The organism is Porphyromonas sp. HMSC065F10, from assembly GCF_001808555.1.
Lineage (GTDB): Bacteria > Bacteroidota > Bacteroidia > Bacteroidales > Porphyromonadaceae > Porphyromonas_A.
The window spans coordinates 18510-44930 of sequence record NZ_KV793752.1 but is presented as its reverse complement, the minus strand read 5'-3'; the positions used below and the strand labels follow the sequence as shown (position 1 = coordinate 44930).

The 26421-nt window shown below is 53.4% G+C and carries 22 protein-coding genes and 1 tRNA gene; 10 read left to right on the top strand and 13 right to left on the bottom strand.

Annotation, left to right across the window (positions count from 1 at the left end; translation table 11 throughout):
* Nucleotides 1–22 precede the first annotated feature (22 nt).
* The 6 genes from yajC to HMPREF2890_RS01590 form a co-directional block, all read right to left on the bottom strand.
* Complete coding sequence (gene yajC / locus HMPREF2890_RS01615) at nt 23–349, bottom strand: preprotein translocase subunit YajC (RefSeq protein ID WP_070464373.1); 327 nt, start codon at nt 347–349, stop codon at nt 23–25.
* A gap of 34 nt (nt 350–383) precedes the next feature.
* Nucleotides 384–1307, bottom strand: coding sequence for a transcription antitermination protein NusB (locus HMPREF2890_RS01610; protein WP_070464371.1), 924 nt, complete (start codon nt 1305–1307; stop codon nt 384–386).
* Between the two features lie 238 nt (nt 1308–1545).
* Nucleotides 1546–3915, bottom strand: a complete 2370-nt coding sequence (locus HMPREF2890_RS01605) for a primosomal protein N' family DNA-binding protein (protein WP_070464369.1) — start codon at nt 3913–3915, stop codon at nt 1546–1548.
* Between the two features lies 1 nt (nt 3916).
* Nucleotides 3917–4999, bottom strand: a complete 1083-nt coding sequence (locus HMPREF2890_RS01600; RefSeq protein WP_070464554.1) for an LptF/LptG family permease — start codon at nt 4997–4999, stop codon at nt 3917–3919.
* Between the two features lie 57 nt (nt 5000–5056).
* Nucleotides 5057–6187 carry a tRNA guanosine(34) transglycosylase Tgt gene (gene tgt / locus HMPREF2890_RS01595; protein WP_070464551.1) on the bottom strand — a complete coding sequence of 377 codons (1131 nt, stop codon included), beginning with the start codon at nt 6185–6187 and terminating at the stop codon, nt 5057–5059.
* A gap of 8 nt (nt 6188–6195) precedes the next feature.
* Nucleotides 6196–6618: a hypothetical protein gene (locus HMPREF2890_RS01590; RefSeq protein ID WP_070464367.1), complete on the bottom strand. Its 423-nt coding sequence runs from the start codon at nt 6616–6618 to the stop codon at nt 6196–6198.
* Between the two features lie 324 nt (nt 6619–6942).
* Here HMPREF2890_RS01590 and HMPREF2890_RS01585 point away from each other — a divergent pair, with 324 nt between their 5' ends.
* Complete coding sequence (locus tag HMPREF2890_RS01585) at nt 6943–9507, top strand: adenosylcobalamin-dependent ribonucleoside-diphosphate reductase (RefSeq protein ID WP_070464365.1); 2565 nt, start codon at nt 6943–6945, stop codon at nt 9505–9507.
* Nucleotides 9508–9597: 90 nt separating this feature from the next.
* Here HMPREF2890_RS01585 and HMPREF2890_RS01580 read toward each other — a convergent pair whose 3' ends face one another.
* Nucleotides 9598–10392 (bottom strand): GIN domain-containing protein, encoded by a 795-nt coding sequence (locus tag HMPREF2890_RS01580; protein ID WP_148130643.1) that lies wholly within the window; start codon nt 10390–10392, stop codon nt 9598–9600.
* 112 nt (nt 10393–10504) lie between these two features.
* Here HMPREF2890_RS01580 and HMPREF2890_RS01575 point away from each other — a divergent pair, with 112 nt between their 5' ends.
* Nucleotides 10505–11152: a SprT-like domain-containing protein gene (locus HMPREF2890_RS01575; protein WP_070464361.1), complete on the top strand. Its 648-nt coding sequence runs from the start codon at nt 10505–10507 to the stop codon at nt 11150–11152.
* Between the two features lie 11 nt (nt 11153–11163).
* Here the strand turns inward: HMPREF2890_RS01575 and HMPREF2890_RS01570 are convergent, their stop codons facing one another.
* Genes HMPREF2890_RS01570 through HMPREF2890_RS01560 form a run of 3 tightly spaced genes read right to left on the bottom strand, consistent with a single transcriptional unit; the run spans nt 11164 to nt 15757 of the window.
* Entirely contained in the window at nt 11164–12144 is a 981-nt protein-coding gene (locus tag HMPREF2890_RS01570) for a hypothetical protein (protein ID WP_070464358.1), read from the bottom strand.
* Nucleotides 12141–13784 (bottom strand): ABC-F family ATP-binding cassette domain-containing protein, encoded by a 1644-nt coding sequence (locus HMPREF2890_RS01565; protein WP_070464356.1) that lies wholly within the window; start codon nt 13782–13784, stop codon nt 12141–12143. Before HMPREF2890_RS01565 ends, HMPREF2890_RS01570 begins: the two co-directional genes overlap by 4 nt.
* A gap of 38 nt (nt 13785–13822) precedes the next feature.
* On the bottom strand, nt 13823–15757 hold the full coding sequence (locus tag HMPREF2890_RS01560; protein WP_070464354.1) for an NAD(+) synthase: 1935 nt from the start codon (nt 15755–15757) through the stop codon (nt 13823–13825).
* A 183-nt stretch (nt 15758–15940) separates the two neighbouring features.
* On the opposite strand from HMPREF2890_RS01560, the gene HMPREF2890_RS01555 reads away from it, so the two are divergent.
* Both HMPREF2890_RS01555 and HMPREF2890_RS01550 read left to right on the top strand, forming a co-directional pair.
* A tRNA-Cys gene (locus HMPREF2890_RS01555) sits at nt 15941–16011 on the top strand.
* A gap of 121 nt (nt 16012–16132) precedes the next feature.
* A complete protein-coding gene (locus HMPREF2890_RS01550; RefSeq protein ID WP_070464352.1) occupies nt 16133–16645 on the top strand; it encodes a hypothetical protein in 513 nt (170 codons plus the stop codon).
* Nucleotides 16646–16718: 73 nt separating this feature from the next.
* Here HMPREF2890_RS01550 and HMPREF2890_RS01545 read toward each other — a convergent pair whose 3' ends face one another.
* The 3 genes from HMPREF2890_RS01545 to HMPREF2890_RS01535 all read right to left on the bottom strand — a co-directional run bounded on the left by HMPREF2890_RS01545 (nt 16719) and on the right by HMPREF2890_RS01535 (nt 19742).
* Complete coding sequence (locus HMPREF2890_RS01545) at nt 16719–18032, bottom strand: hypothetical protein (protein WP_070464350.1); 1314 nt, start codon at nt 18030–18032, stop codon at nt 16719–16721.
* A gap of 180 nt (nt 18033–18212) precedes the next feature.
* A complete protein-coding gene (locus HMPREF2890_RS01540) occupies nt 18213–19088 on the bottom strand; it encodes an FKBP-type peptidyl-prolyl cis-trans isomerase (protein ID WP_070464348.1) in 876 nt (291 codons plus the stop codon).
* Between the two features lie 63 nt (nt 19089–19151).
* Nucleotides 19152–19742 carry a BamJ family beta-barrel-assembly machinery protein gene (locus HMPREF2890_RS01535; RefSeq protein ID WP_070464346.1) on the bottom strand — a complete coding sequence of 197 codons (591 nt, stop codon included), beginning with the start codon at nt 19740–19742 and terminating at the stop codon, nt 19152–19154.
* A gap of 543 nt (nt 19743–20285) precedes the next feature.
* Here HMPREF2890_RS01535 and metK point away from each other — a divergent pair.
* The 6 genes from metK (at nt 20286) to gltX (ending at nt 26355) form a co-directional block, all read left to right on the top strand.
* Entirely contained in the window at nt 20286–21584 is a 1299-nt protein-coding gene (gene metK / locus HMPREF2890_RS01530; protein ID WP_070464345.1) for a methionine adenosyltransferase, read from the top strand.
* Between the two features lie 22 nt (nt 21585–21606).
* Nucleotides 21607–22335 (top strand): tRNA1(Val) (adenine(37)-N6)-methyltransferase, encoded by a 729-nt coding sequence (locus HMPREF2890_RS01525; RefSeq protein ID WP_070464343.1) that lies wholly within the window; start codon nt 21607–21609, stop codon nt 22333–22335.
* Between the two features lie 65 nt (nt 22336–22400).
* Complete coding sequence (locus tag HMPREF2890_RS01520) at nt 22401–22976, top strand: phosphoribosyltransferase (protein WP_070464340.1); 576 nt, start codon at nt 22401–22403, stop codon at nt 22974–22976.
* A gap of 4 nt (nt 22977–22980) precedes the next feature.
* A complete protein-coding gene (locus tag HMPREF2890_RS01515) occupies nt 22981–23556 on the top strand; it encodes an adenylate kinase (RefSeq protein WP_070464338.1) in 576 nt (191 codons plus the stop codon).
* 66 nt (nt 23557–23622) lie between these two features.
* Nucleotides 23623–24777 carry a GTPase ObgE gene (obgE, locus tag HMPREF2890_RS01510; protein WP_070464336.1) on the top strand — a complete coding sequence of 385 codons (1155 nt, stop codon included), beginning with the start codon at nt 23623–23625 and terminating at the stop codon, nt 24775–24777.
* A gap of 48 nt (nt 24778–24825) precedes the next feature.
* Entirely contained in the window at nt 24826–26355 is a 1530-nt protein-coding gene (gltX, locus tag HMPREF2890_RS01505; protein ID WP_070464334.1) for a glutamate--tRNA ligase, read from the top strand.
* Nucleotides 26356–26421 lie beyond the last annotated feature (66 nt).

Here is a 26421-nt window from a genome sequence, read left to right as displayed (position 1 = left end):
ACTAAGCGATACCGGTGGGACTTTACTTGGCGTCCTTGTCCTTACCTACCTCCTCGAGAGAGAAGATATTATTGATATCCACCTTGACCTTGACACCATCCCACACCTCGAGGGTGACCTGACCGCTAGGTTTATTGATCTCACGGATGATGCCGTACATGCCTCCGCTGGTGATCACCTTGTCCCCTGCCTTCATGGCCTCGCGTGCTTTCTGTAATTCCTTCTGCCGCTTCGTCTGTGGGCGGATCATAAAGAAGTAGAAGATCACGATCATCAGGACGATCATGATGATGCTCATAAAGGCATTTCCCTGAGGCGCTTGAGCCTGAAGAAGTATTGCTTGTAACATATTATCCTATATAATGATTAAAAACAGTCAGCTATTAGTCTCCAATGATCATACCCTCTTCCTTAAGGTCTGTGAAGAGCTTAAAGAGGATGCCATTGATAAAGACATAAGAGTTTTCGGAGCTAAAGGAGTGAGCAAGATTGAGATACTCATTGATCGTCACCGTCGTGGCAATGGTGGGGAAGGCGATAGCCTCAGCCATTGCCATCTGCATGAGCAGGTAGTCCACTTCGCTCACCCGCTCAGCGTCCCAGCCCTTGAAGTACTTACTAATCCTCTCCCGGTAGGCCTCTTTATTGTCTATGGCAGCTCGCAGCAGAGTCGGACCGAAGTCACCATCGCTCTTGGAGGCAAACTTGGGGCGCAACAGCTTAGAGACCTCCTTCTCAGGATCCAGGCCGTTATAAAACTTGGTGACGAAAGAGAAAACCACAGGTAGATCAGCATCGGTGACAAAGGCATCCGTCGTCTCCAGAATGTCGTAGACCCTATCCGACTGCCGATACTTGGTACCATATAGATCGCGATAGAACTGGCGCGCTCCATCAAAGGTCTCCAGCTGAGAAGCACTCACAGGCTGCTCGCCAAGTGTCTCTGAGAGCACCATCTCATGGAGCTCACTCAGATCGGGGTTGTGGAAGATAGATGTAGCCATCCGTCGCACGACGAAGTCTTGATCACCCTCGAGGTACTCCACCACAGGATTGGCCTCTAATGCCCTCAGCAGCGCGAGACGATCTGGGTCAGGGGAAAACTTCCCCTCCTCAATCCCAATCAGCTTGCGAGCCAAGTCTGAGAAGTCCAGTGGTAAACCGCAGAGGTAGAGATAGACCCTATAGTCGCTCTCCATAGCAGCCTCCAGTGTCTCCTGGGCAGTCGAGATTGACATCGACTTCGTATGATAAAAATTATAGAGTACCTGTAGTACCTTGACACGAATGAGCGATCGATTGATCATTCCACTAACTTATTAGTTCCAAAATCAAGCAGGGAGATAAGCGAGACCCCTCCGGTCCCTAGTCCCATCTCTTACTGAGACAAAGTTACCACTTTTCACTGTTATAAGACCTTCGCGAAGACGGTCTGGTCAAAAGTGCCTCAAAACTAATATCGGTATTAGCTTTCTCTAATACCGATATTAGTCATTTCTTTTACCGGTATTAGTGATCTCTAATATCGGTAAAAGAAATCAGCCACTATGGGTCCACATCATAGTAACAGTGGAGGGAGCGGATGCCGGAGGACCTTACCCAGCCCTCCATAGTGCTACTCAGGAAGGTGCGGAGAGGCGACAGCGCAACATCTAAGGGGATCAATAGCGTCACCCGGTAGCCAAAAGAGACTCCTCGCTTATTGACCGGGAGCGGAGTAGGTCCTAAGATCTGGACATCAGGAAGCAGTCGGGACAGCTCCCTTGCCACACGCTCAGCAAACCTGCTGATCAGAGCCTGACTCCTTGACTCAAGCACAATGTCCGTGATGCGACAGAAGGGAGGGAAGAGCAGCTGATGGCGCTCCTCCATCTCGTACTTCATAAAGGTATCGTAGTCGTCCTCTAAGAACGCATCAAGTGCAGGGGACTTGGAGAAGTACTGGACGATCAGCTTGCTCCCATCTCGCAGCTCATCCCTACAGGTGGTCAGCATCCGGTAGGCTCGCTCGGCTGCCCGATGATCCGGGAGAGTAAGGAGCAGATCAAGCTGGACCACTCCCACCATAGAGACCTTGTGTAGGAGACTGACGGGGGGATCGTAGTCGGGGCAGAGCAAAATATCTGCCCTCGGCACCTTATCTTCCGACTCCACCAGAGCGACCTGTACTCCGCCGAAGTAATGGCTCACAGCCTCCTGCAGTCGATCAATGCCTGTCCCGATAGGTCTGAGAGTGGGTTGATCACAGTGAGGGCATCTCGTGGGGAGCGGTGACTTGTAGCCGCAGAGAGGACACTCCATGACCTTGGCATCTGACGACAGTCTTAAGGCAGTGTGGCAACGGGGGCAGAGGAGTTGCTCGCCACAATGACTGCACTCAATGGATCGGGCATACCCGGTACGCTGATAGAGAAGGAGTACCTTCCCTCTCATTGCTATCGTGTCCCTAATGGCACTCACCATTACGTCTGATAAGAGTCGAGCGTGTACCTGATTGTCATCAAAGGCGGTCCTCATACTGACTGTCTGTAGCGACACCCTACCTCCGTTTGCTTCGGGGGCTATCGTCTGGAGGGCATACTTACCCCTCAGCACCTGAGCCATACACTCCACCGAGGGTGTGGCTGAGACGATCAAGGACTTAGCATCGGACAGCGCGGCAAGCACCAGCACAGCATCGGAGGCGGTAAAGCGTGGTGCCGGCTCCCATTGTCTATACCCACGATGCTCACTATCTATCACCACCACCTCGCTAAGAGATCCCAGAGGGAGCCAAACTGCCGACCGGAGTCCCACGAAGAGTCCGGATAGCTGGCACCATGCCGCCAGGTAGGATCGCTGCCTAACCGACTGAGAGACACCACTGTGGTAGGGGAAGTATGATGACCCAAAGACCTCCTTTATCTCTCCCTCAACCTCTCTTAGCCTCTCTAATGTAGGGAAGAGGAGCAACGCCTGCCCTCTCGACTGAGTGACCTCCTCATAGAGATGGTGTAGGGGCAGTCGCTCACAAGCTCTGGAGCGAGGCATATGAAGCAGCAGGATCTGACGCCCCGTCAGGTCGGGCATTATCCCATCTCGGTGTGGTCCCCCGCTCGGTGTCTCACCGGAGAAGACCTCCTCAGCCCGCTCTCTCTCCTCAATGGCTCCGCACTCTCTCAGTCTCCCGACTACATACGCTGAGACCTCAAGATAGTCTGAGACCTCAGCGAGAGTAGAGAAGAAGAGATCGCTCCCCTCAGGGTCGGATGCTAAGCGATCAAGTGCCTCAAGCACTTGGGGGCTACGCTTAAGCGACTTCCGCACCGTCTCTAAAGTCTCAACCTGATGGATAAGAGGACCGATGGCCCACCCTCTTTCATTAACAGGGGCTCCGCCTCCACCGATGCCCTTGTCGTATGGCACGGCACTTCCCTCCTCGGACCACAAAGAGTAGAGATCGGCATAATCGTCAGGAAATAGTTGCTTGAGCTCCTTTAGTGAGAAGGATGACGTCCCCAGCTCCTTCCGCAAGACTTCGGCTTCGTCTCCTATGGCACTATCCAGCAGCACATAGCGTTGTCCTCCCTCCGGTCGGAAGGGAGCCGGCAGAGCAGCTCGAAGCACATCTCCAAGGCTGCACATATAGTAGGAAGCGACCCAGCTCCAGAACTTCCGCACAGACAAAGGTATGGCAGGATGGGAGAGCACCTTGCGGATACTCTTGACCTTGCCGACCGGAAGAGGAGAGACCGTACCCTGATAGCTCCAGACCACACCGGAGACAATCTTCCCTGCACCTAGCGGGACCAGGACCACTCGCCCAAGCAATTCGTCCGGTGACACCTCATCCTCCTCGCACCGATAGGTAAATATCGGTGTGCCGAGAGGGAGCCCAAGCAGCACCCCATAGTACCTGTAGGTGCCCTTTTTCATCTCACCTCGGTGCGCGCCAGTAGAGGAAGATTGCGATGGGGATAAAGATCAGGTTGGGGAGCCAAGCAGCCATAAAGGGAGACATAGCCCCACTGATGGCGTAAGAGGCTGAGATGGTGTAGAAGAGGATGTAGGCAAAGGCCATCAGCAGTCCAAGGGCAACATTGAGTCCAATGCCCCCCTTTACCTTACGTGCGGAGAGACAGACACCGATCAGCGTGAGGATGAATGCAGCAGGGATGCTGGCAAATCGCCTGTGATACTCGACCTGAAAGTTTTTGATATTCCCCATACCCCTCTTTTCCTGCGCTTGTATATAGGTATAGAGCTGACCTGTCGTAAGCTTTTCCCCATCCTCAGGGGAGATGAGGATATCCTGCGGGGTGATCATCAGCAGAGTATCGAGCTGATCACCCATCGTATCCTTCTCTACCAGTCCATGGAAATCTCTTATGTGGTAGTCGTAGACAGTCCAGTGATAGATACTGTCAGGGTGATACTCAATGCGCCGAGCGGTCAAGCGGCTGCTGAGCGTATTGTCCTCAAATTGCTCAAGGGAGAAATTGTAGCCGGTGTAGCTGTCTTTGTCATAGGTGCTGAAGAATGCGTTTACACCCGGCTGGACAGCCAGCTGGACATTGTCCCCCTGCTTCACCTCCCTATTGTACACCCACTGATTGGTGAAGTCGATGCGTGTCCTATTGAGATAGGGGATCACCTCACTGGAGAGGATAAAGAAGCAGGCCGACAAAATGGCCGCCGCAATCATATAGGGACGAAGCAGCCTATTAAAGCTCATCCCCGCCGATGACATCGCAATGATCTCCGACCGGGCTGCTAGCTTACTCGTCACGAAGACACACGCAATGAAGATGAATAGCGGTGCCAGTAGGATGGCGAAGTACGGGATCAGCGCAATGTAGTAGGCGATGATCTCGCGCATAGTCAGGAGAGGATTCATAAAGTTGTCCAGCTTCTCCTGCACGTCCACCACTACAATAATTGCCATGATGAGGGCGAGGGTGAAGAGGAAGGTAGAGAGGAAGCGCCAGATGATATAGCGATCAATCCTCAGGATCCCCATCCTGGACAGGAAGGAGTACCAGGCACTCTTGTCACGGGTTTTGCGTCCCATATATGCTTATAGCCGACGATCTAAGTCCTCGTAGACACTCGACTTCCAGCTGCTGAAGTCCCCTTGCAAGATATGCTTCCTTGCTGTCCGTACGAGATCGAGGTAAAAGGCGAGGTTGTGTATGCTCGCTATCTGCAGAGCCAGCAGCTCGTCCGCTGCAAAGAGATGACGAACGTAAGCCTTGGTGTAGTCTCTATCCACGGAAGAGGTGCCATAGGGGTCAAGGGGAGAGAAGTCTTCCTTCCACTTCGCATTACGCATATTCATCGTCCCCTTCCAGGTGTAGAGCCTTGCATTGCGACCATCTCGTGTAGGCATAATACAGTCCATCATATCTATCCCCCGCTCGATGCCATCAAGGATGTCCTGCGGTGTACCTACGCCCATCAGGTAGCGAGGGCGATCCTTGGGGAGTACCCCATTGACCACCTCGATCATGGCGCGCATATCGTCCTTGGACTCTCCTACGCTCAACCCACCGATGGCATACCCATCAGCATCGTACTCAATCACGCGCTCTGCCGCCTCGCGTCTCAGCTCGGGATAGACGACTCCCTGCACGATCGGGAAAAGTGACTGTCCATAGCCATAGAGGGGCTCGGTACTCCGGAAGCGGCGGAAGCATCGCTCCAGCCACCCCATAGTGCGATCCAGTGACTCCTTGGCATAGCGACGATCAGCAGTCCCGGGAGGACACTCATCAAAGGCCATCATGATGTCGCCCCCAATCAGTCGCTCGATGTCCATCACCCGCTCGGGAGTAAAGAGGTGCTTGCTCCCGTCAATGTGGCTACGGAAGGTGACGCCCTCCTCCGTCATCTTCCTCGTATCGGTGAGCGAGAAGACCTGGAAGCCTCCACTATCCGTCAGTATCGGTCCTCCCCAGCCATTAAACTTCTGCAGACCTCCTGCAGCTCTCAGCACCTCCGTCCCGGGCCTCAGGTAGAGGTGATAGGTATTGCCGAGGATAATCTCCGCACCCACTTCCTCTCTAAGCTCCCGCATATGGACCGCCTTGACGGAGCCGACCGTACCCACCGGCATAAATATCGGTGTGTGTATGTCTCCGTGCGGTGTGTGCAGTACCCCGGCACGTGCGTCTGATCCTGTGTCCTGAGCCTGCAGATCCAGTGAAATACCCATCCTTACTTCTGTCTCTCTTCTCGGTACGCTATCTGTAGGAAGAAGTGCAGTGCAGCTGACATCACCGGCATCGGTAGCCCCGTCATCGAAGCCACCGCCACTGTCTCCCGAAGGGCATCCAGCGAGCCCTTCACTTCCTTTATCGCTCCCTCGTCCTTCGGATCAAGCTCTCCCTGCTCCATCGCAGCGATCAGCTCTGCACACGAGAGCGCTGAGCGGAGCGTCGCATCGCCACTACTCCGGAAGGAGTATGGGATGAGATGAAGATTGTATGGGTCCTGAGACCCATCCACCAAGCTCAGGAGCCTACCAGACTCCACTGCGACAGAGAGCAGAGCTCCGGTCGCCCCCTCTGGGAGCGGCTCCTGTGGAGAGGAAGGCGAGGCCTCGCACTCAGCATCGCTAAGCAGGAGTCGCCTTGACATTAGCCTCGCCTCGCTTCGGAGTGATTCAAGGATATACTTCAGAGCAGGAGCATTATCGCTCAGATGCTCAGTGGGATGATTATGACACATAGGATGATCAGAGCTATATTATAACAGCACAAAGGTACTAAAAACTCCTCCCTCTCGGAATGACTATTTTAAGGAAGTAAGCTATGACTCTGAGTGCCACGAAGTGGTAAACTTTCGTAGCAATGTGACGTAAAAAGTTATCCAAAACTGTGGAGTAAAGTCTCCCATCGGAAGAAAAAATAGAGTACCTTTGTGTGGAAAATTTCACTCAACCTTATAAGTCAAGTCTCACTCATGACTCAGAAAACATACTCGTACGATGAGGCGTACGAAGCTACTCTGGAGTACTTTGGAGGAGATCAGCTGGCGGCCAAGGTGTGGACCACGAAGTACGCACTAAAGGATGCCGACGGCAATCTCTACGAGAAGTCTCCTATAGATATGCACCACCGAATCGCCCGGGAGATAGCGAGGATCGAGGCACAGTATCCCAACGGACTTACCGAGAGTCAGGTGGTAGATCTGCTGGACCACTTCCAATACCTGGTCCCGCAGGGCAGCCCTATGACCGGCATCGGCAACGATCTGCAGATAGCCTCTCTCTCCAATTGCTTTGTGATCGGTCTCGACGGCCCCTCTGATAGCTATGGGGCGATCTTCAAGATCGATGAGGAGCAGGTGCAGCTGATGAAGCGCCGTGGCGGAGTGGGACATGATATGTCCGGAATCCGCCCCAAGGGATCATTAGTTCGCAACTCCGCCCTCACCTCCACCGGGCTTGTCCCCTTTATGAAGCGCTTCTCCAACTCTACCCGAGAGGTAGCACAGGATGGTCGTCGTGGCGCTCTTATGCTCTCCTGCTCCATCAAGCACCCTGATGTCGCTGACTTCATCGATGCCAAGATGGAGGAGGGAGCCGTGACAGGAGCCAACGTCTCTGTCCGCATCACGGACGACTTTATGGAGGCTGTGCGTGACGACAAGGACTTCACCCTCCGATTCCCGGTCGACAGCGAGGGAGATCCGAAGTACACCAAGGTCATCAGGGCGCGCGAGCTCTGGGGCAGGATCATCCACAATGCGTGGAAGAGTGCCGAGCCAGGTGTCCTCTTCTGGGACACCATCCTCAAGGAGTCAATCCCCGACTGCTATGCGGACCTTGGCTTTGAGACCATCTCTACCAATCCCTGTGGAGAGATCCCGCTCTGTCCTTACGACAGCTGCCGCCTGCTGGCAGTCAATCTCTATGGGTACGTCAAGGATCCATTTACAGATCACGCTTCCTTTGACTTTGACCTCTTCAGAGAACATATCGGCTACGCTCAGCGACTGATGGACGATATCATCGACCTTGAGAAGGAGAAGATCGACACCATCCTCGCCAAGATCAAGAGTGACCCGGAGAGCGACGAGATCAAGTATGTTGAGCACCACCTCTGGGAGAAGATCCGGGAGAAGACGCTCAAGGGACGCCGCACCGGACTTGGGATCACAGGCGAAGGAGATATGCTGGCCGCTCTGGGCCTTCGCTATGGTACTAAGGAGGCGACTGACTTCGCCGTTAAGGTCCAGCAGACGCTTGCGCTTAGCGCCTATCGCAGCTCCGTCACGATGGCACAGGAGCGTGGAGCCTTTGAGATCTATGACCCCAAGCGTGAGGAGGAGAATCCCTTTATCCTCCGCATCAAGGAGGCTGACCCTAAGCTCTATGAGGATATGGTCAAGTACGGTCGCCGAAACATCGCCTGCCTGACCATCGCTCCGACCGGATCCACCAGCCTGATGACCCAGACTACATCCGGCATCGAGCCGGTCTTTATGCCGGTCTACAAGCGTCGGCGCAAGGTAAATAGCAATGAGGTAGCGGACAGCACTCATCCCACCTTTACCGACGAGACGGGGGATGTCTTTGAGGAGTTTATCGTCTATCATCCCAAGTTTAGGGACTGGATGAGAGCGAGCGGGATCCCCACTGACAAGGAGTACACGCAGGAGGAGATCGATGCTCTCGTTGAGCGCTCGCCCTACCATAAGGCTACCGCCAATGATGTGGACTGGGTCTCCAAGGTCAAGATGCAGGGTGCGATGCAGAAGTGGGTGGACCACTCCATCAGCGTCACCGTCAATCTCCCCAACGATGTAGACGAGGAGCTTGTCAATACCCTCTACCTCACAGCCTGGGAAGCAGGCTGCAAGGGCTGCACCATCTACCGTGAGGGCTCACGTGACGGCGTGCTTCTCTCCACGAAGAAGAAGGAGGAGAAAAAGGAGCCCGAGCTGCAGACACTCTCATTCACTGCAGACGGCAAGGAGCCCTTAAAGCGTCCTGACGAGCTGGAGGCGGACATCATTCGCTTCCAAAACAACAAGGAGCGCTGGATCGCCTTCATCGGTATGCGCGACGGTCGTCCCTACGAGATCTTCACCGGTATCGATGATGAGGATGAGGGTCTCTACATTCCGAAGCGTGTTACCCAAGGCAAGATCATCAAGATCTATGAGCCGGACGGATCCAAGCACTACGACTTCGAGTTCTCCAATAAGCGGGGACTGAGGACCACAGTTGCCGGACTGGATGAGAAGTTCAATCCTGAGTTCTGGAACTATGCAAAGTTCATCTCCAGCGTCCTCCGCTATGGTATGCCGATCGATCAGGTGGTCAATCTCGTCCGCGGACTTGACCTCGGGAATGAGAGCATCAATACCTGGAAGAATGGTGTCGAGCGAGCTCTCAGAAGGTACATCACATCCGGGACAGTGGCAGATGGTCAGACCTGCCCCAACTGCGGCTCCCATCAGCTAGTCTACCAGGAGGGGTGCCTGATCTGTAAGGACTGCGGCACCTCCAGGTGCGGCTGATACTAGCTCAATAATAAGAACCGAGGGGGTGTCGATCTTAGCTAATCGACACCCCCTCGGGTATTTTTTTTGGGGGGGGATATTAGGGAGTCACTTGGGACGTGATACCTCGATCACACCACCGGAGTCCTTTTCGCTCCTGTACTCTCCTCGGCAGGTGATCCGGATCACACCACCGGAGTCCGCCTCAAGGTCCGCCTCATCTGCGATAAGACCTTTGCCGTCAAAGACCCCTGCGGAGTCGCACTCCACCTCAGCAAAGCTCGCACGCCCCTTGGCGCTGATCCTAGCTCCGGAGTCGACACTGAAGCTCCCTCGCTTCATATCACCTCGGATAGTCACACCGGCACCGGAGTCGGCCGAGGCTACAAGGTGACCAAAGACTCCCGACACGCTGATCCGGGCTCCGCTGTCCGCCTCAATGTCAATCACGGGGCAGTCGCCCTTGATACGGATCTCGCCGCCCGAGTCGGCAGAGAGCGACAGCGAGCTGAAGCGAAGACCCTTATCATCCATCTTGATAGAGGCTCCGGAGTCACACGAGATCTCTCTGATGGCAGAGGGATCCTTGGTCACAATGATGGCGATACACTTTAGCTTACGCAGATCTTGGAAGAAGTTTGTAATCTTCCGAGACTTACGCTTCAGCTCTAGTGAGCCACTCCTTGAGTCCTTCTTGCAGATGATCTCACCGGGCTCATCACAGTAGATCTCAACACGCTCGTCATCTCCACGAGCGACCCGGGCGATGATACCATCCTCAATCTCTATTTCTAAGGGAGAAAAGCCAAGTGACACGATCTTGTCTGGCGTTTCGGCTACCGTCAGTTGGGTACTTAGCAGCATAGCGAGCGCCGCCATAATGGGTAAAGTCATTGATTTCATAACAATCGTCTTGAAGGGTTATCTAATGGTCAAATATAAGCGAATAAATGATACCAATCTCAAGTGCATAGCACAAAACACAAGATGGTCATCCTTTGGTTAACTTTGCTGTATGAGACCTACAGCTGACTTTCTGGAGGAAAGATTTGGAGAGTTCAATCAGACCTTCTTCAGGGACGCCCTACCCCCTATTCCCATCCTGCTGAGTGATGTCAAGAGCTACGCAGGTATGTATGTGCATCGTCGGCGTACCTCCGGTGTGACCCGTCAGATCAAGATCAATGTCCGGATGGATCTTCCTCGCGAAGTATATGAGGACACGCTGCTCCACGAGATGATCCACTACGCGATCGACCTATCAGGCAAGCGTGATGATGCGCCCCACGGGACACTCTTTAGGCAGATGATGGAGAGGATCAATAAGGAGGGCGGTCGCCACATAAGTATCTCTCACCATCTACCGAGAGGAACGACCGATCACATCGATCGCCGTCCTCGGTGGCATATAGTTGCGGTACTAACTACCGCCCAAGGTCCTATGGTCAAGGTATTGCCTCGGATCGCCCAGCGTATCCGACGTTACCACGATGCCGTCATAGAGTCTCCCGAGATAAGTGAGATCCGTTTCTTCAGCACCCGAAACCCTTACTTCAATCGATTCCCGGTCTCCGGAGCCTTTACGGCCTACGTAGTAGACGAAGAAGAGCTGATGTGCGAGCTCTCCGACGCTGCCCCCCTACCGGACGACCTTTGGAGATAAACTTTAACGGATCAGTAACTGGTAAACTTCAGCTCCAGCCCGGTCGTCTCTACGAGGCGAAACATAGTATTCATGATATGGATCGCCGTCCCGGCAGCCCCCTTCATCAGATTGTCCATTGAGGAGACAATGAGCAACTTGTCATCCAGCTTGGTGAGGTGGATAAGGGTATTATTCGTATTTTGCGTGTCCCTCACGTCCGGGTATTCGTCCGTAATGTAGACAAAGGCGGATGGGTCAAAGAAGTCGGTATACATTTTCTCCGCCTCCTCAGCAGTGAGGGGGGAGTTCATGTATATCGTTGAGTACATCCCTCTATTGAAGCCACCCCGCATCGGGATCATACTGATCTCCTTATGAAATCCACCCTCTTGTAGGTCAGACAGCGTCCTATAGATCTCGTCCTGTTGGTGATGAGAGAAAGGAGAGTAGACGTGCATTTGGTCAAAAATCGCCTCGTAGGATAGCCCCTTGTCTTTCTCCGGACGAGCAAACGCCTGAGTCTTACCGGAGACGCAGTGGATATGCAGGTCACTCTGGAGGAGACCCTCCCGCGCCAGAGGTAGGAGGGGAAGCTCCACTGCCTCGGCAAAGGAGCCTGGGACAGAGACATACTGCGCATCGATGATCTCGTCCTTATAGGCCTCGACCAAGCCGTAGACAAAGGTTTTGTCCGCATCAACAGAGTGGCGGTGCTCATGACCGAAGTCAATCACGCGGATGCCCTCCGGCAGGGGATGACTCTCCAGGAATGCTCGCGACATACCACTCGGCAGACAGATAAAGAGGACATCAAGCCCCTCAAAGTCCGCCTCATCGGTGAAGCGCAGCGTCCGCATACTGTGGAGATCATGGTAGAGCTCCGAGACATTCATCCCACTACGCCATGGAGAGTAGATCATCCGGAGATCTACATCCGGATGCTTGATCACGAGGCTGTACAACTCTGCGACGGTATACCCTTCGCTACCTACTATACCTACATTTATCATGCCTCGCTCTCGTTATAGATTTTTGTCCTCTGCTCCGCCACTACGGGGTCTTGCAGATAGGTATCAAAGTCCGACCGCTTATCGATGATGCCATTGGGGCCAAGCTCAATGACACGATTGGCAACCGTCTGTATAAACTGGTGATCGTGACTCGCCATCAGGATATTTCCCGGGAAGTTGATCAGCGTGTTATTGAAAGCCTGAATGCTCTCTAGGTCCAGATGGTTGGTGGGAGAGTCGAGGACAAGGACATTGGCATTGGTGAGCATCATCCGTGCGATCATGCAACGCATCTTCTCTCCTCCGCTCAGGACCTTCACCTGTTTCTCCAGCTCCTCTCCTCGGAAGAGCATACGACCGAGGTACCCCTTGAGATAGACCGCATTGGTGTCCGCAGAGAATTGTGCCAGCCAGTCCACAAGATTGATTGAGGAGTCGAAGAACTTACCATTCTCTAGCGGTAGGTAGGCCGATGTGACCGTCTGCCCCCACTCGTAGTGTCCCTCGAGGGGCTCGCGATTTCCATTGATGATCTCGAAGAAAGCGGTCATCGCCCGCGGATCACGGGAGAGGAAGATGACCTTGTCATCCTTCTCTACATTGAAGCTCACCCGGGAGAAGAGCAACTCCTCGCCCGATCCATCGATCGTCGGAGCCTTCACCGCCAGATCCTCTACGGTCAGGATCTTATTCCCCACCTCACGATCAGGAGTAAAGATGATCCCGGGGTAGCGTCTCGTGGAGGGCTTGATCTCCTCGACATTGAGCTTATCCAGCATCTTCTTACGCGAGGTGGTCTGCTTACTCTTGGCCACGTTGGCGGAGAAGCGACGGATGAATTCCTCCAGCTCCTTCTTCTTCTCCTCCATCTTCTTATTCTGCTGCTGGAGCTGCTTCAGCGCCAGCTGACTACTCTCATACCAGAAGTCATAGTTACCCGGATAGAGAGTCACCTTGCCATAGTCAATATCTACGGTGTCGGTGCAGACTGCATTGAGGAAGTGTCGGTCGTGGCTAACGATCAAGACGGTATTGTCGATGTCCTGGAGGTAGTCCTCCAGCCATGCCACCGTATCGATATCAAGGTCGTTGGTCGGCTCATCAAGGAGCAGGTTGTCCGGCTTGCCAAAGAGGGCGCGAGCAAGTAGCACCCGCACCTTCTGCTTACCATTAAGGTTGGCCATCAGCTCTCCGTGGAGCTCCTCCGGGATGCCGAGTCCACTCAGCAGCTGAGCTGCGTCACTCTCCGCATTCCACCCCTCCATTAGGGCAAACTTCTCCTCTAGCTCTGCCGCACGGATACCGTCCGCATCGGAGAAGTCCTCCTTGGCATAGAGTGCATCCTTCTCCTCCTTCACCGCCCAGAGGGTACTATGTCCCTGCATAACGGTATTGAGCACCGTCTCGTCGTCAAAGGCAAAGTGATCCTGCGACAGTACGGAGAGTCGCTCACTGGGTCCAAAGGTGATGGTGCCTCTCGTGGGTGACAGCTCTCCGCTGATCATACGGAGCAGGGTAGACTTTCCTGCTCCATTGGCACCGATAACACCATAGCAATTCCCCGGGAGGAATTTCAGATTAACGTCCTTAAAAAGGGTCTTCCCTCCAAATTGTATGGCGAGATCGTTGACTTCAATCATTCCTAATCATCCTAAAATAAACGTGGGCGACAAAGGTATCAAAATTTGTCTATTTCATTCAGCCACATATCAGCAGAGGCATCGCTCGGCATACGCCAGCAGCCTCTCGAGGAGAGAGAGACAGCCCCCACCTTTGGTCCATCGGGGCTACAGTTGCGCTTGAATTGCTGAGAGATGAAGCGCTTCACGAAGATCTTCATCCACTCCTTGAGCTGCTCCTTCGTGTAGTCATCACCAAAGGCATTCTGAGCAAGGTATAGGATCTTAGCAGGAGAGTAAGCGCTGTAGATCATATGGAAGATAAAGAAGTCGTGCACCTCGTATGGCCCTATCAGATCCTCGGTACGCTGAGTGATCCGCCCCTCCTCGGGGGAGGTGGAGGTAAGCTCAGGAGATACCGGAGTTGCCACAATATCAAGCAAGACTTTCTTGAGCTCCGGGGACACATCCGGTTGCCCGGCGAGGCGAGTGACGATCATCTGTACGCTGGTCTTGGGGATCGAAGCGTTGACACCATACATACTCATATGGTCGCCATTGTAGGTACACCAGCCAAGGGCCAACTCCGAGAGATCTCCGGTACCGATGACGATGCCGCCCTCCATATTTGCCAGATCCATCAGTATCTGAGTCCGCTCGCGCGCCTGAGCATTTTCGTAGGTCGTGTCCTGTGTCGTTGCATTATGACCGATCATCCGCAGGTGATCCATAGCTGCTGCACTGATAGGAATCTCTCGACTATCAATATCCAAGAGCTCCATCAGCTTGTCCGCATTGGACTTTGTACGATCGCTCGTTGCCTCAGCAGGCATCGTCACGCCGATGATCTGACGAGTCGCGAGCCCAAGTACCTTGCAGGCATGACGGCAGACGAGTAGCGCCAGGGTACTATCCAATCCACCACTCACACCGATGACCATCTTGGGGTTACCTAGGTGGCGAAGACGCTGCATGAGACCGGTCACCTGGATCTTAAATATCTCATCACTCCGCTCCTCAAGGTCCACTGTGCCCGGCATGAAAGGATTGCGCTCCACCGGACGTGTCATCACATAGTCGTCATCCTGCTCTGAGAGGTCAAAGGGGACGACAATGAGCTTCTCTGTTGCATACTTCGTAGCCGCAGTGCGGAAGGTACTATTGAGCATCCGCTCAGTCCTGATGCGAGCGATGTCAATATCGCTGACGATCAGCTTCTCACTCAGGTCAAAGCGCTCCATCTCCTTCAGGATCGTACCATTCTCCGCAATAAACGCCTTACCGGTGTAGACCAGATCTGTCGAGCTCTCACCATGACCACAGCTACTGTAGACATATCCATTGATCGCCTGAGAGGAGAGCCCTGAGATCAGCGCACGGAGGTAGGAGTTCTTACCGGCATTCTCATTACTTGCCGAGAGATTAAAGATGATGTGAGCCCCATGGAGCGACAGACGGACTCCAGGAGTGATCGGTGCCCACATATCCTCACAGATCTCCACTCCGATACCGACGTCCTTATGACGGAAGATCAGATCATGACCTATAGGCACCTCTTGGTCCCCGATCTCAATAGTCGAATAGGCGAGCTCATAGGAGCTGGAGAACCAGCGCTTCTCCTGAAACTCCCTATAATTAGGCAAGAAAGTCTTCGGGATGGCACCTAAGATACGCCCTCCCTGTATACCGACGGCAGCGTTGTAGAGCTTCTCCTCTGCCCTCAGAGGCATACCGACAAAGAAAAGGATGTCGGTGTCGGCGGTGCGATTGGCAAGCTCCAGCACCGCCTTCTCTGCCTGCTCCAGCAAGAAGGGTTGTAGCAGAAGGTCGCCGGCCGTGTAGCCGGTGATCGACAACTCGGGGAAGCCAAGGACCTCCACCTTTTGATCCACAGCACGTCTGACGAGAGCTTCGATCCGATCAATATTGTAGAAGCAGTCAGCGACACGCACAAAGGGAGCGGCAGCAGCCACCTTGATGTATCCGTATTTCATACACTTAATATAGGTGAGTAATGAGTGAGACCGATCGGTTAAGCTTAGTGATAGTAGGTCTCTTCCTCGTCAAAGTTACCCCTTTACTCTCACTTCCCCAAGTCCTCGAGGGACATCCCATCCGAGCCAACGACTTGCCTATGTCATTCTTTTTCGTGACCTTTGCACCACAATCAACAACAAGGTGCCTTAGCAAAGTGGTTATGCACCGGACTGCAAATCCGTTCACGGCGGTTCGAATCCGCCAGGCACCTCTCTAAAGAAAGGTCTCTAACACAGCGTTAGGGACCTTTTTTCATATAAAGATCACCTTGCCCTACTGCGCAGTTCCACAAATTAAAGTATATTGTCTCCTCACCAAGAGAAGTAACAATTATGATAGATATAGACGACAAATGGGGAGACACCCAGCTGACAGCTAACAATGTATCGGCAGCACGGCTGCTTAATCGAGCTGACTGGGAAGAGTTCTTCCGGCATAAGGGCTACAGCGAGTCCTTTCCGATGGTAACTTATGCGCACGATGAGGCAGACCGACTCTACTCGGACCTCATCACAGAAGCAGGCTTGGCTCAGTCACCTGACCGACAACCAAGACTCAGGATAGGCACCTTTACTCGATTTACCGACTTAGAGAATGGTACTGTCGAGGGAGCAGCCTGGTTAGTCGTGGAGGGACTCAATGGCGTGCGAGAGGAGCTGAGACGAGATATGATCACCCTACTCCACAGCGGAGCTACCGACTGGTTGCGAGAGAGCTATACAGAGGAGGGGATTGCGCCCCTGATTGACTGGGTAGAGACTCTTCCTAAGACTCTACAGGGTCTGGACCCGACAGCCCATCAGACCGGAGCTATGATTTATCGGGCCACTATCCGTCGTCAATAGCCAGTGTCATCAGGAATAATAAGGGCGCAAAAGAGACTTCTCTTTTGCGCCCTTATTAATTAAGATCTATGGATCAGTACATATAGCCGATGGTCAGGAAGACAGTATGAGACTGACCATAAGGGGTCACATTCTTGTAATTGTCCGCTGCCATCTCGTCTGCATCCTTGATGGGGAAGCCATACTTGTATCCGGCGCCAAGGAAGAGCATACTCCCATACTTCAAGGGGATGCCAAAGTCGCACCTTACGAGTGGTCCAACACTGATCAAGCTGTAGTCGGAGTGAAGGTCACCGGTAACACATCCACTCAGAGAAGGTATGACATAGACAGACTTCAGGTCAAGCGGTACCTGTAGACCCGCAAAAGCATTGAAGCTAAAAAGGGTCACTCGCTTGATGAACTCCTTAGGCACCTCCACTTCCTTGCGATCTTTCATCAAGAAGCTCGGATCCTCCGTTATCAGCGCCGTATCATCCACGAGGCAGGGCTGATTGACCCCTACAGCCCCGCCATAGGTGAAGTACGTCCCGAGTGATGAGCGGAGCCCGAGGTAGGAGGCCATCCCAAAGTGGGGCGTTAGGTTTTTAGCCAAATCCGCAGTATAGATAAGCTCGCCCGACAGCGCATCGGTAACCATCTTATATGGTGGCAGAGTGATGACTTGACCCTGGTCATCCTTGATGACCAGCTCACCCTTACGGTGAGGATCGTAGTACTTCACCACCTTATCAATGTCCTCAAACTCCCACTTCAGTCCCCTTACATAGCTACAGAGTTCCGGATCATCGGCAAGGAACCTAACCACTCCGCCTCTAAACTGAGACCCCTCATAGTTGACTCCGTGTACCAGAGCGACCTTTTTCAAGGTGCCTCCACGCTTCTCCAAGAATAGCGGGAAGCTGGGCTTTACCACAGACATACTTCCTCCACTACGTATGGTCCTCTGCTCGTAACCGATGAAGAAGATGTCCCCATTCTCGTCAATCTTGTACGAAGAGGCAAGGAGGTAGGCCGTAAGCTCAGGCCCCTTATCTACGAGGGCCATCCATGCGGTATTGCTTTGCAAGAAGGCGGAGAACTTTTTGTACTCAAAGCGATAGCTCAAGTCCGGCTTCTTGGGGTTGCTTAGCTCGATGCCTTTTAGGTCCTCCGACTTGAAGGTGCCGGCTGACTGGGTGAGGGCGAGGTCATCAAAGAGTTTGAGCTCCTTGTCCCCCGACATAGGCATCCTGAGATACCCGGTGTAGGTAGCCCCTTCCTTGGTCTCCAATTGCGCCTTGCAGACGTCCCTTGGCTCCGAGGTGAAGAGCTTCATCAAGCTGCAGCCTGATAGAAGCATCATAAGCCCGATCAGCAGGATTGATAAGTTATATACCTGTTTCATAATACTAACGAAACTAATAGGATAGGTAATCGGCTATCTATACAACGTATATTGCAACTCAATAACCACGTCACAAATGTAAAGAAAAACTAACAATGCAAAAGGAGTGTGCCGAGAAGACTCGACACACTCCTTTTTATCAAGGACACAATGCCTTATCAGTAAGGCACAATGCCCGGCTTACTTCTTAGCTGCGGGACGTACCTCCTGAAGCTCCATCTCGAATGTAAGCATCTCGAACGGACCGATCTGATCACCCGAGCCACGCTGACCATAGGCAAGATCACCGGGGATCCAGAGCGTCACCTTGGATCCGGCAGGCACCTGCTGGAGTCCCTCGCTGAAGCCCTGGATGACTCCCGTAAGGGGGAAGGTTGCAGGCTCACCGCGATCATAAGAGGAGTCAAAGACGGTACCATCGAGCTTGGTCCCCTTGTAGTGGACGACTACAGTATCCTCAGCAGCAGGCTTGATGCCATCTCCGAGCTTGTCAATACGGTACTGCAGGCCGCTGGGCAGCTCCACAACACCCTCCTTAGACTTATTAGCAGCGAGGAAGTCGGCACCGGCCTTCTTATTCTTATCCTCTACGATCTTCTGCGCATTGGCAAAGTACTCCTGCATATAGTTATTGATGGCATCCATCGTCAGGGTCGTATCTACCTTGCCGGAGAGACCGGCGATGAGACCATCGATAAACTTCTGCTTATCGAGAGAGTCACCGGGGATACGGGCATTAAAGCCCTCCCAAGAGTCAATGAGCTGGAAGCCCATTAGGTAGCCATTGGAGTAGGCTGCCTTGGCACTGCCTGAGGTGAGCGCATCACGGAAACCCTTGATGAACTGGTCCTTCTTGGACGCAGAGTCACCAGGCACCTGATACTGATACTGATCCCACTGCTCGTGCAGAGGCATAGTCTGCGAGAGACCTAAGAAGTATGCAGCAGAGTCCTGAGGGGTCACGAGCTTTGCGGTCCCCTGACCATTGCCACATCCCGTCATCACTCCCATAGCGGCAATCGTGCCGACGAGGAGCGTTACTACGGTCTTTTTCATGTTGATTGTGTGTATAAATAAGTGTAGTTGAATTATTTCTCAATAAAAGAGCTCCATAGGGACTTACTTCCCCTCTATACCGAGTAGCTCAATCTCAAAGATAAGCGCCATATATGGCTCGATGAGTTGACCGGCACCGTGGCTCCCGTAGGCATGCTCCTCAGGGATCACGACTCTCCACTTAGAGCCTACAGGCATCATCGGCAGGACCTCCTGCCAGCCCTTGATAACGCCATTGACCGGAAAGGTCGCGGGCTCGCCTCGACGAATAGAGCTATCGAAGATCTGGCCATCAATGCGAGATCCCTCGTAGTGGCACCGAACGGTATCCGTGGGTGATGGCTTAGGGCCATTGCCCTCCACAAGCACCTCGTACTGGACACCTGAGGGGAGAGTTACCACCCCCTCGCGTGCTCCATTCTCAGCCAGGTAGGTCTGACCGGCAGCCTTATTGTTATGGAACTGCTCCTCCTGCTGACGGGTGAAGTAGTTCTTCAGCTCCTCCTCAGCTTCCTCATAGGTGATCTCAGGCTCAGCGCTCTCAAGGACGCAGGTGAGTCCGCGCACAAAGTCCTCTACATTGAGGTCCTTGATGCCACTGCTGACGAGATTATTGCCGAGACTCAGTCCGAGCGAGTAACTTACTTTATCCATTGGTAGAGTTATAGTTATTAATTGGCATAGTCAAAAACGCCACAAAGATAACAAAAAAGGTAACACCCTACTCTCACACTGTCCCTAACTCATCAGAAAGTTGCTCGAGGATCATGGCAAAAGTATCCTACTGAAGAGTTTTATCTAATACCGATATTAGTCGTCTCTATTACCGGTAATAGATTTCTCTAATACCGATATTAGTTTGAGCTTGTCACTGGATCCGAAGTGAGGGCTCAAAACGACGATCGAAACGCGTATTTCTCCCGGATCTCGGACACAGATGCGCCGAGTAGCCTATTTGTGCCAAGAATATATCGTACCTTTGCACCGATATTAGATCACGTGGAGAGATTTGTGTCTGCTTGCAACCACGCTAAAACAATGCTAAAAGGCACTCTTGAGTCAATAAACCATATGGTCGGAGCTCTCGCTCCCGAGCCGTGGCGCCTGACCGAGAGAGGCTTCGAGCATTGGGTGCTGACAGAGTGAGGTCTCTTCTCGGATTACAGACACTATACTATCTATTAGGTTCATTGATATATGAAAACATCCGATACCTATCTCTTCAGCTCCGAGTCAGTGAGCGACGGACACCCCGATAAGGTGGCCGACCAGATCTCCGACGCCCTCCTGGACAACTTCCTTGCCCAGGATCCCAAGAGTAAGGTCGCTTGCGAGACACTGGTGACTGCAGGTCAGGTACTCATAGCAGGCGAGATCACCTCTGATGCGTACGTAGACCTACAGTCTGTCGTGAGAGGAGTGATCGCTGACATCGGCTACACCAAGGGAGTGTACGGCTTCGACGCCCAGTCTGTCGGCATCCTCAGCGCCATACACGAGCAGAGCCCGGACATCCATATGGGGGTTGTGCGCGAGGCAGATGAGGATCAGGGTGCCGGCGATCAGGGGATTATGTTTGGCTACGCATCCTGCGAGAGTGACAACTATATGCCTCTACCGATCGAGTTGGCTCACTCGATGCTGCAGATCCTCTCACAGATCCGCAAGGAGGAGCCGGAGCTGATGCCCTACCTCCGCCCGGATGCCAAGGGACAGGTGACTCTAGAGTACAATATCGATCGCACACCCAAGCGAGTCAATACTATTGTCCTCAGCACACAGCACGATGACTTCGTGAAGCCACACGATGGGATGAGCCAGGCAGAGGCTGATCGACTGATGCAGGAGAAGATCTCGGAGGATGTCCAGCGTATTGTGATCCCGAGGCTGATCGAGAAGTACAGCTCTAAGGTCCAGAACCTCCTCGACGATCAGGTGAAGTACCTGATCAATCCTACGGGACGCTTTGTCCTCGGGGGTCCTGCCGGAGATACCGGCCTGACAGGGCGCAAGATCATCGTAGATACCTATGGCGGTCGGGCTGCCCATGGTGGCGGAGCCTTCAGTGGCAAGGACCCAAGCAAGGTGGATCGGTCAGCCACCTATGCGGCTCGGTACCTCGCCAAGAACTTGGTAGCCGCTGGTGTGAGCGACGAAATCAAGATCCAGGTCGCCTATGCCATCGGTCAGGCTGATCCGGTGAGCATCTATGTAGATACCTACGGCAGGAGCAGGGTACGCGAGACGGATGGCGAGATCGCCTCGATGCTGTCCTCTCTCTTTGACCTCAGGCCCTACCACATCATCAAATCACTTCACTTGGAGGCACCGATCTATCGGGAGAGCTCTGCCTATGGGCATATCGGTCGCACACCACGAGTAGCCACAAAGTCCTTCACGGACGGAAATGGCCGGACGCTGACTAAGGAGGTGGAGCTCTTTGCCTGGGAGAAAACGGATCTCGTAGATAAGATCCGAGAGGCATTTCACTTCTGATTTTCTTTCAGGAGAAAGACTTATGTCCGTCTTCCGCATGAAGGGCTTTGACCTTGAGCAGGGCAAAGCAGCTATGAAGGTGGGTACCGATGGCACCTTGCTGGGCGCATACACCATCGAGTGGCTGAGGAAGAGTCTTATCCGGCCTCAGCGGATACTCGATGTGGGGACCGGGACGGGAGTCATTGCACTTATGATGGCTCAGATGTTTCCCTCCGCAGAGGTTGCTGCCATTGAGATTGACCATGGGGCTGCAGAGACTGCGAGGCGAAATTTCTCTCGCTCTCCATTCGCATCCCGACTCAGCCTCACGGAGGGGGACTACAGCTCAGTAAGCTCTGGGACCTCACCTCGTGAGTACGATCTGATCGTTAGCAACCCGCCCTATCACAATGGGAGCTACCTCCCCGGGGATGAGCAGCGTCAGATCGCCCGACATAGCGGGACTTTGCCTCCGGAGGTGCTCTTCGGGACCTCCACAGAGCTGCTATCGCCGAGTGGATACATCGCGGTGGTCCTCCCGACAAGCGTACTACCCCTCTACGATCGTGCAGCATTATCCTGCGGGCTGGAGATGGTTCACCGCTGTCTCATACAGACCATAGCAGGTAAGGCTTGCAAGCGAGTCATCGGACTGTGGACCGGTGGAGGGCATAGCGACTGCACGGAGGAGCTACTGACCATCTCCACAGGGGCTGGTTATAGCGTCCGCTATGCAGGCTTGATGCGAGACTTTCTGACGATCTTTTGACCAAAGGGGTGGCATAAGCACATACTTTATGGTAAATTTGTTTTTTAATCTCAGGAACGTAGATCATGAAGTCAATAGAGGTGGATGGGCTGACCTTTAAGCCCTATCTGTCACAGGAGGAGCTGCACCCTCACATTGCGAGAGTTGCTAAGGAGATCATCGCAGATGTGGGAGACAGAGATCCTCTCTTTGTCTGTATCCTCAATGGGGCATTTATGTTTGGCTCTGACATTGCTCACCTGCTGGACAAGCCTTATGAGATGACCTTTGCGAAGTACAGCTCTTACTCGGGCATGCACTCCACGGGGCGGCTCACGGAGGTAATGGCTCCACAGATCGATGTCATGGGACGCGTAGTGGTGGTGCTGGAAGATCTCGTGGACACCGGGTTTACCCTGACAGAGATTAAGAAACTCTACCTCTCCCGAGGTGCTGAGGAGGTGCGCATCGCTGTTATGCTGGATAAGCCCAATGCACACAAGGATGCATCCCTGGTACTGGACTATGTGGGGAAGGAGATCCCGGATGACTTTATCGTGGGTCACGGACTGGACTACAATGGCTTCGGACGGATGCTCAATGACATCTTCGTAGTTGATGAGGAGTCCCTCCGGAAGAAGAATCAATCACTCAATATATAATATCATGCTAAATATCATCATATTCGGGGCTCCCGGCTCCGGCAAAGGTACTCAGAGTGCACACATCAAGGAGCACTACAACCTCAATCACATCTCCACAGGGGATCTCCTGCGTGCAGAGATCAAGAAGGGAACTCCCCTGGGGAAGAAGGTGGAGGGGCTCATCAGCGAGGGACACCTCGTACCCGATGAGACCATCGTGAGTATCATGGAGGGGCATATCAAGGATCCCGGTGAGTATGCAGGCATCATCTTCGATGGCTTTCCACGCACTGTAGCTCAGGCTGAGGCGCTGGACACAATGCTGAGGACTCATGGTGAGAGCGTCACCCTCCTGCTGGAGCTACAGGTCAGCGAAGAGGAGCTGATCAGTCGTATCCTGGAGCGAGGGAAAGTGTCCGGCCGTGCTGATGACAACGAGGAGTCAGCACGTGAGCGACTTAAGGTCTACCATAGCGAGACTGAGCCGGTCCGCAGCTTCTACTCCAAGCAAGGCAAGTACGTTGCCGTAGAGGGTGAGGGTAGCATCGATGAGATCACAGAGCGGATCATCAAGGCGATTGATAGCCACGTTGCCTAATCCGAGAGAGCAACAGATCGCTCTCTCGTAATGAGAAGAAACATCCTCTAAAGAATAATAAGTGCTATGGCTGAGTCAGGATTTGTCGACTACGTAAAGATCTATTGCCGGAGTGGCAAGGGAGGTCAGGGATGTGTCCACTTCTACAGATCCAAGCGGAGTCCTAAGGGCGGACCTGACGGAGGGGATGGCGGTCGTGGAGGGGATGTCTATCTCAGGGGCGACCGGAACTACTGGACGCTACTTCACCTCCGCTACAATCGTCACATCTTTGCAGGGAATGGCAAGAGCGGTGGTGAGAACAATCGTACCGGTGCCGATGGAGAAGATATCTACATCGATGTCCCACTCGGGACCGCCTGCTACGATGCTGACACCGGAGACTATATCACCGAGGTGAGAGAGCACGGAGAGGAGATCCGTATCCTCAAGGGAGGCCGTGGAGGACAGGGAAACACCCGCTTTGCCACCTCGACCAATCAGGCACCCCGCTTTGCCCAGCCAGGTGAGGCGCGCGAGGAGCGGGAGGTGATACTCCAGCTGAAGTTACTGGCTGACGTGGGACTGGTAGGCTTCCCTAATGCAGGGAAGTCAACCCTCCTATCTGCCATCACCACCTCCAAGCCCAAGGTGGCCAACTACCCCTTCACAACACTGGTACCCAACCTCGGCATCGTGAAGTACCGCGATGGTCGCTCCTTCGTGATGGCAGACATCCCCGGAATCATTGAGGGTGCTGCTGAGGGTAAGGGGCTGGGGCTCCGCTTCCTCCGCCATATCGAGCGCAATGCCGCCCTACTCTTCCTCATTCCCTCCAATGCTGACAATATATCAGAGGAGTATGAGATACTGCTGGGAGAGCTGGAGAAGTACAACCCCTCGCTGCTGGATAAGAATAGGGTCTTGGGTATCTCAAAGTCTGACCTCATCGATGAGGATCTCAAGGAGATGATCAGCGCAACCCTTCCTGACGGAGTGCCGGTCTGCTTCTTCTCCTCCGTCACCGGAGAGGGAGTAGCAGAGCTCAAGGACTTGATCTGGAAGAGCATTACGATCAACAACTTTGAGGCAGTCTCTCCCCTCGTGGAGCAGAATCTCAATCGCACCCTACAGGGGGTCGAGCTTGATGAGAGCGAAGATGATACTGAGGAGTCCTTCGATACTGATGAGGAGCCGGAGAGCGATGCCGGAGGGAGAATGCACGACGAAGATCCCTACTGATCACCCCATACGATGCTGAGCGAACGAACGAAAGATAAGAATACAGACATGATTGATACTACTCCATCACAGGTAAGAGTGCGATTTGCTCCCAGCCCTACAGGGCCACTCCATATCGGAGGGGTACGAACGGCTCTATACAATTACCTCTTTGCTAAAAATCAAGGGGGGAAAATGCTCCTGAGGATCGAGGATACCGACTCACGTCGGTTTGTCCCCGGAGCAGAGGACTACATCATCGAGTCCCTTAAGTGGCTTGGCATCCATATAGACGAGGGTGTAGGTGTGGGAGGTGAGTACGGCCCCTACCGCCAGAGTGAGCGCAGGGACATCTATCGTAAGTATGTCCGTGAGCTATTGGATAGCGGTCAGGCCTACAAGGCGTATGACACCCCTGAGGAGCTGGAGCAGGCTCGTGAGAGTACTAAGAACTTTCAGTATGATGCATCGACCCGCATGCGAATGCGCAACTCCCTCGCACTGACCGAGAGCGAGTGCGATGAGCTGGAGCAAGCGGGTGTGCCTTACGTTGTGCGACTTCGGATAGAGCCGGGAGAGGCGATCAGCTTCACCGATATGGTACGTGGTGAAGTGACCATCAATTCATCGGAACTTGACGACAAGGTACTCTACAAGCAGAGCGATGATCTGCCTACCTACCACCTAGCCAACGTTGTGGATGACCACCTGATGAAGATCTCTCACGTCATACGCGGTGAGGAGTGGGTAACCTCCACACCTCTCCATGTCTTGCTATATCGTGCCTTTGGCTGGGAGGCGGAGATGCCTCACTTTGCGCACCTGCCTCTCTTGCTTAAGCCGGAGGGCAGTGGCAAGCTCAGCAAGAGAGATGGGGACAAGTTTGGCTTCCCGGTCTTCCCCCTTCTCTGGGAGTCACCCGAGGACGGCGCTGTGAGTCCGGGATATCGCGAGAGCGGCTACCTGCCTGAGGCAGTGGTTAATTTTCTCGCTCTCCTAGGGTGGAATCCAGGAGATGACATAGAGCTTATGCCGATGAATGTCCTCATCCGTCGATTTGACCTCAGCAGTGTCAATAAGAGTGGCGCCCGCTTCGACTACGAGAAGGGAAAGTGGTTCAATCAGCAGTACATCCGGATCTGCGACCTTGACCGCTTAGCCGACCTCTGTATGCCGTACCTTGAGCAGGCCGGCATCACTTGTGACCACCATAGGCTGGTCTGTGCCCTTGATCTGACACGAGAGCGACTGACCCTCCTTCCGGATGTCGTCGAGCAGACAGGCTACCTCCTCCAAGCTCCGACTGACTTTGATGAGAAGTCTGTCAAGAAGCGGTGGAAGGAAGATAGCGCTAAGCAGCTCACAGAGTACATGGAGTATATTGACACCTTCCCTAAACCTCTCGATGTGAAGCTACTCGATGAGAAGACTCACGGCTGGCTTGAGGAGAAAGGCTATAAGATAGGAGTGGTGATGAACGCCCTCAGAGTGGCACTCGTAGGAGAAGCGATAGGGCTCTACATCTACGACATCATCGACTTCATCGGTGTCAAGGAAACCAAGCAAAGAGTCCGGTACGCTATTGAGCGACTGGGCTAATATCTCTATCAAATCAAAAGCAGGACGCAAAACCTTAGTGCTTTGCGTCCTGCTTTTTCCTTTCGT

Excerpts from the sequence above, each read along its gene's own strand:
- yajC (WP_070464373.1), bottom strand. The coding sequence starts at position 349 with ATGTTACAAGCAATACTTCTTCAGGCTCAAGCGCCTCAGGGAAATGCC.
- HMPREF2890_RS01610 (WP_070464371.1), bottom strand. The coding sequence starts at position 1,307 with ATGATCAATCGATCGCTCATTCGTGTCAAGGTACTACAGGTACTCTAT.
- HMPREF2890_RS01605 (WP_070464369.1), bottom strand. The coding sequence starts at position 3,915 with ATGAAAAAGGGCACCTACAGGTACTATGGGGTGCTGCTTGGGCTCCCT.
- HMPREF2890_RS01600 (WP_070464554.1), bottom strand. The coding sequence starts at position 4,999 with ATGGGGATCCTGAGGATTGATCGCTATATCATCTGGCGCTTCCTCTCT.
- HMPREF2890_RS01590 (WP_070464367.1), bottom strand. The coding sequence starts at position 6,618 with ATGTCAAGGCGACTCCTGCTTAGCGATGCTGAGTGCGAGGCCTCGCCT.
- HMPREF2890_RS01585 (WP_070464365.1), top strand. The coding sequence starts at position 6,943 with ATGACTCAGAAAACATACTCGTACGATGAGGCGTACGAAGCTACTCTG.
- HMPREF2890_RS01580 (WP_148130643.1), bottom strand. The coding sequence starts at position 10,392 with ATGAAATCAATGACTTTACCCATTATGGCGGCGCTCGCTATGCTGCTA.
- HMPREF2890_RS01575 (WP_070464361.1), top strand. The coding sequence starts at position 10,505 with ATGAGACCTACAGCTGACTTTCTGGAGGAAAGATTTGGAGAGTTCAAT.
- HMPREF2890_RS01570 (WP_070464358.1), bottom strand. The coding sequence starts at position 12,144 with ATGATAAATGTAGGTATAGTAGGTAGCGAAGGGTATACCGTCGCAGAG.
- HMPREF2890_RS01565 (WP_070464356.1), bottom strand. The coding sequence starts at position 13,784 with ATGATTGAAGTCAACGATCTCGCCATACAATTTGGAGGGAAGACCCTT.
- HMPREF2890_RS01560 (WP_070464354.1), bottom strand. The coding sequence starts at position 15,757 with ATGAAATACGGATACATCAAGGTGGCTGCTGCCGCTCCCTTTGTGCGT.
- HMPREF2890_RS01550 (WP_070464352.1), top strand. The coding sequence starts at position 16,133 with ATGATAGATATAGACGACAAATGGGGAGACACCCAGCTGACAGCTAAC.
- HMPREF2890_RS01545 (WP_070464350.1), bottom strand. The coding sequence starts at position 18,032 with ATGAAACAGGTATATAACTTATCAATCCTGCTGATCGGGCTTATGATG.
- HMPREF2890_RS01540 (WP_070464348.1), bottom strand. The coding sequence starts at position 19,088 with ATGAAAAAGACCGTAGTAACGCTCCTCGTCGGCACGATTGCCGCTATG.
- HMPREF2890_RS01535 (WP_070464346.1), bottom strand. The coding sequence starts at position 19,742 with ATGGATAAAGTAAGTTACTCGCTCGGACTGAGTCTCGGCAATAATCTC.
- metK (WP_070464345.1), top strand. The coding sequence starts at position 20,286 with ATGAAAACATCCGATACCTATCTCTTCAGCTCCGAGTCAGTGAGCGAC.
- HMPREF2890_RS01525 (WP_070464343.1), top strand. The coding sequence starts at position 21,607 with ATGTCCGTCTTCCGCATGAAGGGCTTTGACCTTGAGCAGGGCAAAGCA.
- HMPREF2890_RS01520 (WP_070464340.1), top strand. The coding sequence starts at position 22,401 with ATGAAGTCAATAGAGGTGGATGGGCTGACCTTTAAGCCCTATCTGTCA.
- HMPREF2890_RS01515 (WP_070464338.1), top strand. The coding sequence starts at position 22,981 with ATGCTAAATATCATCATATTCGGGGCTCCCGGCTCCGGCAAAGGTACT.
- obgE (WP_070464336.1), top strand. The coding sequence starts at position 23,623 with ATGGCTGAGTCAGGATTTGTCGACTACGTAAAGATCTATTGCCGGAGT.
- gltX (WP_070464334.1), top strand. The coding sequence starts at position 24,826 with ATGATTGATACTACTCCATCACAGGTAAGAGTGCGATTTGCTCCCAGC.